We start from the raw sequence: 8,306 nt of genomic DNA, 5'->3' as shown, positions 1-8,306 counted from the left end.
TTATTACTCGTTGTTCAGTTTTCAAAGAGCAATCTTTTCTCTCTTGTCGACCGTGTATCTCGTTGGCGACCTAGATAATATATCATAGGCGTATATAGCATTGCAAGTGTTTTTTTCATTATTTGCGAAAAACTTTTTGCATTAGCATTTCATACCTTCTTTTCACCTTTGCAGCTAGCCATAATGGCTTGTTTCTACAACATATTATATAATTTCCTAACATTCATTAATTATTCTTCTAATACAATAAAAAAAGTAAGTACAGTGTTACGGTGAGAAGACTTCGTTTAGTCTCCTYATCATTACACTGTACTTACTTAAAGTTTTGACGAATTCGCTTATCTGAGCACTTCTTTAATATGAAGATGCCTGTCTACGATTAAGTTTACAATGACACCTTCAATGGATACCCAAGGCCTAGTCGGATAATTACGATCCGAGAATACAATTTCTCCAATTCGTTCATCGCTAAGCTTAACGACCGTTCCATTATGGAACTGAGTAGCCTTCTCTACAAATGTACGGACATAAGTAGGATCCAGCTTCCCGAAGGAATCGCTTTGGATTTGTTCCAATACGAGATACGGAGATGCAGCTTTCCTATATGCCTTGTTCAAAGTCATTGCATGAAATATATCAGCAATCGCTACGATCTTGGCGTACGGGTTTATCTTCGTCGCATCAATGCCGAGCGGATAACCTGTTCCGTCAACCTTCTCATGATGCTGAAGCGCCGCCATCTTTACACCCTCATTAAGAGCAGATACATTTTTGAGCAATTGATACCCAAGAACCGTATGACGCATCATTTCTTCTTTTTCTTCTGTTGATAATGTATTAGGCTTCGTCAAGATTGCTTTGTCAATTCGGACGTTGCCGATATCGTGCAATAAACCGGCAAATGCAATTTGCATCCAATCCTTTTGAGGAAAACCCGTCCACTGTGCAATTTGATAGGAGGTTAATGCAGACGTAATGCTGTTATGAAGCAAATAGTCTTTCTCCAAAAATTGACGCGGTACAAAGGTCAGCAAGTTGTAGCTCTTTATGTGCTCCAGCATTTTCTCTAGCTGCTTGCGTACATCCATGATCGGCATGGCTTGACCCGCTGCAACAGAGTTAAATACTTGGCGTAAAACAATAATCATTTTGTCGTACTCTTCATGAAGGGGAGATGCGACTAATGCTGAACTCGGTTCTTGGCTTGCATCCTCATCGGTATCCTCTTTTGTCTTGCTCAAATCAATATTGGATTCAATCTCGACACTTGTGACGAGAAATGCTTGCAATATTTCTATTTCTTTAGGGGTAACGATCTTTCCCTTTTGAAATAAAACACTGCCAAGTGGGGTGAGGACATCTTCAATGATTTTGTCGCCTAATTTGAGATGTAATAATGTTACTGCTGCCACGAGAGTCCTCTCCCCTTGTGCCTGAATAGTAATTATGTACTCCCATAAATAAAGCAAACCTAGGCTGACCCGTCATGCGACGGAGTCAGCTGCGTCTGCTTTCATTTATTCTTGCGTCGTTTCGCCGCCATCTTGCTCTTCATTTTCATCTATAGCTTCATTCTCTTCACTGCGAGCAACACGTGTGACAGTCGCTACCGTATCATCTTCGCGTGTATTAATCAGCCTTACGCCTTGCGTATTCCGTCCCATCGTAGATATGCCTTCCATGCTGGTACGAATCATCGTGCCAGATGAAGTCATAATCATAAGATCCTCATCATTCTCAACCACTTTGAGTGAGACGATCGGTCCATTCTTATCGGTTACGTTAAGCGTCTTAATCCCTTTACCGCCACGGTTCTGAATACGATAATCGGCCACTGGTGTCCGCTTGCCGTAACCTTTGGAGGTAACGATCAGGATATCATTATCCGGTACGATAACATCCATATCAATAACGGTATCTTCATCATCAAGCTGGATACCTTTCACGCCTGTAGCGGAACGTCCCATAGAACGGACATCCTGCTCAGAGTAACGTATGGACATGCCCTGCGCCGTTCCCATAATAATTTCCTGATTGCCGTCAGTCAGCTTAACGCCAATTAGATCATCGTCCTCACGAAGTGAGATTGCGATCAATCCGACTTTCCGAATGTTGACGTAGTCATCAAGCGGAGTCTTCTTCACAACCCCTTGCCTTGTAGCAAAGAACAAGTAATGTTCCGAATCAAATTCTTGTACAGGTATGACCGCATTGATTGTCTCACCCTGTTCAATTTGAATGAGGTTGATAATAGGCGTACCGCGTGCAGTACGGTTAAGATCAGGAATCTCATAGGCTTTCAGCTTATACACCTTACCTTTGTTCGTAAAGAACAGCAGGTAGTGATGCGTATTGGATACAAATAGATGCTCAACAAAGTCATCATCCTTAGTACCCATGCCGACAACGCCTTTGCCGCCGCGCTTCTGGCTGCGGTAAGTGCCAACCGGCAAACGCTTGATATAGCCCGTGTGAGTAATGGAGATGATAACATCCTCACGAGGAATAAGATCCTCATCGAGAATTTCCTCATCACTTGCCATTATCTCCGTACGACGCTCATCACCGAAACGTTCCTTCAATTCAGCAAGCTCTGTGCTAATAATATCGAGCACAAGCTGCTCATCAGCTAGAATCGCTTTATATTCAGCAATTTTACGCATAAGTTCTGCATACTCTGCTTCTATTTTATCTCTTTCCAGACCAGTCAGGCGCTGCAAACGCATATCCAAAATCGCTTGCGCCTGCTCATGGCTGAGCGAGAATCTTGTAATTAAGCCTTCACGAGCTTGGTCAGCTGTTTGGGAAGCGCGAATGAGTGCAATGACCTCATCCAAATGGTCAAGCGCTATTCGCAAGCCCTCCAAGATATGTGCGCGAGCTTCAGCCTTTTTGAGATCATACTCCGTACGACGACGAATGACCTCGATCTGATGCTGTAAATAATGATAAAGCATATCGCGTATGTTAAGCGTCTTAGGCTCACCATTTACGAGTGCCAGCATGTTAATCCCAAAGTTGGATTGCAGCTGTGTATGCTTGTACAAATTATTAAGTACGATGCTCGGGTTAACATCGCGACGAAGCTCAATGACTACGCGCATGCCGTTACGATCCGATTCATCTCGCAAATCTGTAATACCTTCAATTTTCTTCTCGCGAACGAGCTCGGCAATTTTCTCAACTAAACGAGCTTTAATGACTTGATAAGGCAGCTCATGCACAATAATGCGCGCTTTGCCGTTATTCTCTTCAATCGTCGCCCTTGCTCGCATTGTTACCGAACCGCGGCCTGTCAAATAAGCTTGACGAATCCCCATACGGCCCATTACAAAACCGGCTGTTGGAAAATCAGGACCTTTTATGTGTTCGATGAGTTCGAGTGGCGTAATGTCAGGATTAACAATAAGCGCCTGTACTCCGTCGATAACCTCATTCAAGTTATGAGGTGGAATATTCGTAGCCATACCAACCGCTATCCCAGTAACCCCGTTTACGAGAAGGTTTGGATAACGTGCTGGCAATACAACTGGTTCCGACTCTTCACCGTCATAGTTAGGAACGAAATCAATCGTTTCCTTGTTGATATCGCGCAGCAACTCCATTGCCATCTTCGAAAGACGAGCTTCCGTATAACGCATGGCAGCTGCAGAGTCGCCATCAACTGAACCAAAGTTACCATGTCCATCTACGAGCATATAACGCATGGAGAAATCTTGTGCCATCCGTACCATTGACTCATAAACTGCGGAATCACCATGCGGGTGATACTTACCGATTACTTCTCCTACAATTCTCGCTGACTTCTTATGGGGCTTGTCCGGTGACATGCCCAGCTCAGACATCGCATACAATATGCGTCGATGCACTGGTTTAAGTCCATCCCTAACATCGGGAAGAGCGCGACTTACGATGATACTCATTGCGTAATCCATAAAGGAATCCCGCATCTCCGTACCAATATCTCGATCTCTTACAGACATACGTTGTTCTTCCGCCATGATTTACCTCCCTGACGCCATCTATAGCTACTCTTAAATCAACATAACTCTTATATTACTTTCTCAAAAAGCGAGCATATAAACCTTTTGCGCTCATGCTTTTGGAATTCCTGCGAAACTTTCGTCTTTACTTGCTAAAAATAGGTGAATTACCGCTCTCCATACATGAAAACCTGCCATAAAATAAACAGACCCAACTTTCATTATACCACTCAATCGAAAGTCTGTCTCCTGCATCATTTCAAATCGATAACCTGTAAAAGCAGCATTTTGAAAGGAGAAAAATCGTTGAGCATACAACGCGTTACGAGCAAATGGGCCAAAACAAAAGTCATGTTGAAATCTGACTATTTGCGCTCATATATGCCCCCAACAAAACTATTCGGACGCAGCAGCCTTCAGTCAATGCTTAGTGAATATGGTATGGTCTACGTCAAGCCGATAAACGGTACGTTCGGCAATGGCGTCATCCGCGTGGAGAGAACTACTGTACCTGCTCTCGGTTATCGCTATCAGCTAGGGACAAAAATCTTGTTTTTCTCAACACTCGACCAGTTATACCATAAGCTAGCTGGGCAAACGAAGAAGCGAAGCTATCTTGTTCAAAAAGGTATCCATTTGCTAAAACATCAAAAGCGGCGCTTCGATATTCGCGTTATGGTTCAGAAAAACCCTCATAACGAATGGGAGGCCACTGGCATTATCGGTAGACTCGCCCATCCTGCGAAAATAGTAACCAATTATCACAGCGGCGGGACTCCGATGGCTCTTGAGCGGCTCATGGGCGATCATGCTAATGCTTCAGAACTTGCTGCCTTCAAAAACAAATTAAGAAAAGTCAGCATTACGATTGCCAACCAGTTACAAGGTGCCTACCCCAATATAAAAGAGCTAGGCGTGGACATCGCAATTGATGCAAAACTGCATCCATGGATTTTGGAAGTCAATACATTACCCGATCCATTTATCTTTCGAAAGCTGCCTGATCAAAATGTTTTTCATAAAGTATATCGTTATGCAGTCGCCTATGGCCGATTTAAAAAAAGAAGCAGTCGTCCATAATGGGCGGCTGCTTCTTTACGAAATCCTTTATTTTAAACATCTAGATTCGTTACGTATCTAGCGTATTTTTGAATAAATTCGCGGCGTGGTTCAACGTTGTCGCCCATAAGCGTGTCAAACACGATATCCGCTTCAATTGCATCCTCAATCGTTACCTGGAGCATCGTGCGGCTTTCAGGATCCATTGTTGTTTCCCAAAGCTGAGTAGCGTTCATCTCTCCAAGACCTTTATAGCGCTGAACGTTTACTTTTACGCCTTCTCCAAATTCAGCCAAAATCTTCTCGCGTTCCTTCTCGGTTTGCGCGTAGCGAATGACCTTATTACGCTCGATCTTGAATAGAGGAGGCTGTGCAATATAAATATAGCCAGCGTCTATAATTTCACGCATATAGCGATAGAAGAACGTTAAGATGAGCGTGCGAATATGAGCGCCATCGACATCCGCATCCGTCATAATGATGATTTTGTGATAACGTGCTTTAGTTAAATCAAAATCATCGCTAATACCGGTGCCCATCGCTGTAATCATTGCCCGAATCTCAGCATTGCCAAGAATACGATCGAGACGCGCTTTTTCTACGTTCAAAATCTTACCGCGAAGCGGCAAAATGGCTTGGAAATGACGATCGCGGCCCTGCTTGGCAGATCCACCGGCAGAGTCACCTTCTACGATGTACAGTTCGCTGATCGATGCATCCTTGGATGAGCAGTCAGCAAGCTTACCAGGTAGAGAGCCAACTTCCAGAGCGCTCTTACGGCGAGTCAGCTCACGCGCTTTGCGCGCTGCTTCACGAGCACGAGCAGCAGATAGGCCTTTTTCTACGATTTTACGCGAAACAGAAGGATTCTCTTCTAGAAATTCCTGCAGCTTCTCGGCAAAAAATGATTCTACAATTCCGCGGACTTCGCTGTTGCCAAGCTTAGTCTTTGTTTGTCCCTCAAATTGCGGCTCCGGGATTTTGACAGAAATAATAGCCGTCAAGCCCTCACGCACATCATCGCCGGAGAAATTCGAATCATTATCCCTGATGAGATTTGATTTGCGGGCATAATCGTTAATAATACGCGTAAGTGCGCTCTTAAAGCCCGACTCATGCGTACCGCCCTCATGTGTATTAATATTATTTGCGAAAGAGTATATATTCTCGGTGTAGCTGTCATTATACTGTAGAGCGACTTCTACTTGGATATGATCCTTCGAGCCTTCCACATAAATTGGCAGCTCATGCAAAGGTTCGCGATTGCGGTTCAAGTATTTTACAAACTCGATAATACCGCCCTCATATTTAAACGTATTGGATACGTCAGTACGCTCGTCACTAAGCACAATTTCAATGCCTTTATTCAAAAACGCAAGCTCGCGAATACGCGATTGCAGCGTCTCATAGTCGTATACGGTCGTTTCCGTAAAAATTTCTGTATCAGGCTTAAACGTTACTTGAGTACCTGTTTCCGTTGTCTCGCCGACAATTTTAATATCATACTGCGGAGCACCCTTGCGGTACTCTTGCTGATAGATATTGCCTTCGCGTTTTACTTGAACAATGACAAGCTCGGACAGTGCGTTTACGACAGATACGCCGACCCCGTGCAAGCCGCCGGATACTTTATAGCCCTCTCCGCCGAACTTGCCTCCCGCATGCAAAACAGTCATAACGACTTCTAGCGTCGATTTTTTCAGTTTCGCATTCTCTCCTACAGGGATACCGCGTCCATTATCGATAACCGTTACGCTGTTATTCTCATGCACGATAATTTCGATTTTTGAGCAATAACCGGCCAAAGCCTCGTCAATACTGTTATCAACAACCTCCCATACGAGATGGTGAAGACCTTTGCCACTAGTGGAGCCAATATACATCCCCGGACGTTTGCGTACCGCCTCTAAACCTTCCAAGACCTGTATCTGACTCTCGTCATACGTATGCTGTTCCAAAGACATGCAACTTCACTGCTCCTCTCAACTGCTGTTCCTGATCGCCTTCGCTCTAGCCGTTAGCCACAAACTGATGGGCTCTTTTCTTAAGCGTAGAGGATGAAATAGGCGAATAATATATTTTTTGCTTCGTTACAACGATCGATTTTGGCTCTTCCTCGCCTATCGTTTCAACGTCCTTACGCTTGCGTGCTCCCGCAACGAATTGCTTGGATAGTTTAGAGGATTGCTCGATAGAAATATCAAAGATGGCCACGAGCTCCGCAGCCCGAATTATTTTCTCGCCGCCCAAATGGATGTACATGTCCTCTTCCCCACCTCTCCTATTCGCAATTTAACGTGTCACTCGGCCGTCATGCACATGATAGATGCCGGCATCCTGAAGCCTGCTCACATTCACGCTTTCAAGGCCGGTCGTTGTAATAAAGGTTTGTACTTTGCTCTGAAATGTCTCAATAAGCTGCGTCTGACGGTTCTGATCAAGCTCTGACAGCACATCGTCAAGCAGCAAAATCGGATACTCACCGATTTCCTCGTTAATGAGTTCGATTTCTGCCAATTTTAAAGACAGGGCCGTTGTTCGCTGCTGCCCCTGTGAGCCGTAGACTTGCGCTTCTTTGCCGTTGATAAAAAACGCCAAATCATCGCGATGCGGACCCACGAGCGTAACGCCTCTGCGAATCTCCTGATCTTTCACCTGTGTTAACTTTATCATAAATTGATCAAATAAAACAGATTCATCTTGCTGGGCATCTGTATCAAAAGAAGGACGGTAGTCAATGGTGAGCTGCTCAGTCCCGTTCGTTATGCCTGCATGTATTCGTTCTGCAAATGTTTGTAATTTATGTATAAAGTGTTTCCTTTTTTTCATGATTTTAACACCATGCTCTGCGAGCTGCTGATTCCACACCTCAAGCATCGTTTGATTTGCCCCTCCAGGATAGGAGGCTTTCAAAAAATTGTTGCGCTGCTGCAGCACTTTTCCATATTGCTGGAGTGTATACAAATAGCCGGGCTGTACTTGTCCGATTTCCATATCGAGAAACCGTCTTCGCACTCCCGGCGTTCCTTTTACAATTTCAAGATCCTCTGGCGCAAACATGACGACATTTACCGAACCGATGAAATCACTGAGCTTACGCTGCTCAAGTCCGTTTATTTTCGCTTTTTTTCCTTGCGCTGAGAAAAGGAGATCCAGCTTAATCGCTCCGTACTTCTTATCAACCTCGCCAGTAATGCGAGCGGAGCTTTCTTGCCAGCCAATAAGCTCCTTATCCTTAGAGGTGCGATGAGACTTCGTTAACGC

6 protein-coding genes are annotated in these 8,306 nt (G+C 44.5%); 1 reads left to right on the top strand and 5 read right to left on the bottom strand.

The window, feature by feature from the left end; translation table 11 throughout:
* Nucleotides 1-338: 338 nt before the first annotated feature.
* Together AB4Z17_RS29830 and gyrA are read right to left on the bottom strand one after the other, a co-directional pair.
* A complete protein-coding gene (locus tag AB4Z17_RS29830) occupies nt 339-1,412 on the bottom strand; it encodes an HD-GYP domain-containing protein (RefSeq protein WP_441910998.1) in 1,074 nt (357 codons plus the stop codon).
* 105 nt (nt 1,413-1,517) lie between these two features.
* The gene (gene gyrA, locus AB4Z17_RS29825; RefSeq protein ID WP_441963898.1) at nt 1,518-4,001 is read right to left on the bottom strand and encodes a DNA gyrase subunit A; all 2,484 of its coding nucleotides are present in this window, start codon (nt 3,999-4,001) and stop codon (nt 1,518-1,520) included.
* 288 nt (nt 4,002-4,289) lie between these two features.
* Here gyrA and AB4Z17_RS29820 point away from each other — a divergent pair, with 288 nt between their 5' ends.
* A complete protein-coding gene (locus AB4Z17_RS29820) occupies nt 4,290-5,063 on the top strand; it encodes a YheC/YheD family protein (RefSeq protein ID WP_441963896.1) in 774 nt (257 codons plus the stop codon).
* Between the two features lie 32 nt (nt 5,064-5,095).
* Here the strand turns inward: AB4Z17_RS29820 and gyrB are convergent, their stop codons facing one another.
* From gyrB to recF, 3 genes are all read right to left on the bottom strand, one after another.
* Nucleotides 5,096-7,006: a DNA topoisomerase (ATP-hydrolyzing) subunit B gene (gene gyrB / locus AB4Z17_RS29815; protein ID WP_441963895.1), complete on the bottom strand. Its 1,911-nt coding sequence runs from the start codon at nt 7,004-7,006 to the stop codon at nt 5,096-5,098.
* Nucleotides 7,007-7,052: 46 nt separating this feature from the next.
* Nucleotides 7,053-7,304, bottom strand: coding sequence for an extracellular matrix regulator RemB (remB, locus tag AB4Z17_RS29810; protein WP_054025778.1), 252 nt, complete (start codon nt 7,302-7,304; stop codon nt 7,053-7,055).
* 30 nt (nt 7,305-7,334) lie between these two features.
* Nucleotides 7,335-8,306: DNA replication/repair protein RecF (gene recF, locus AB4Z17_RS29805; protein ID WP_441963893.1), on the bottom strand; the 972-nt coding region annotated here is incomplete at its 5' end.

Origin of the sequence: Paenibacillus sp. TAF43_2 (genome assembly GCF_052113545.1) — a bacterium.
GTDB lineage: Bacteria > Bacillota > Bacilli > Paenibacillales > Paenibacillaceae > Pristimantibacillus.
The sequence above is the reverse complement of the archived record's forward strand: the minus strand, read 5'-3'. Positions and strand labels throughout refer to the sequence as shown.

Excerpts from the sequence above, each read along its gene's own strand:
- gyrB (WP_441963895.1), bottom strand. The coding sequence starts at position 7,006 with ATGTCTTTGGAACAGCATACGTATGACGAGAGTCAGATACAGGTCTTG.
- gyrA (WP_441963898.1), bottom strand. The coding sequence starts at position 4,001 with ATGGCGGAAGAACAACGTATGTCTGTAAGAGATCGAGATATTGGTACG.
- remB (WP_054025778.1), bottom strand. The coding sequence starts at position 7,304 with ATGTACATCCATTTGGGCGGCGAGAAAATAATTCGGGCTGCGGAGCTC.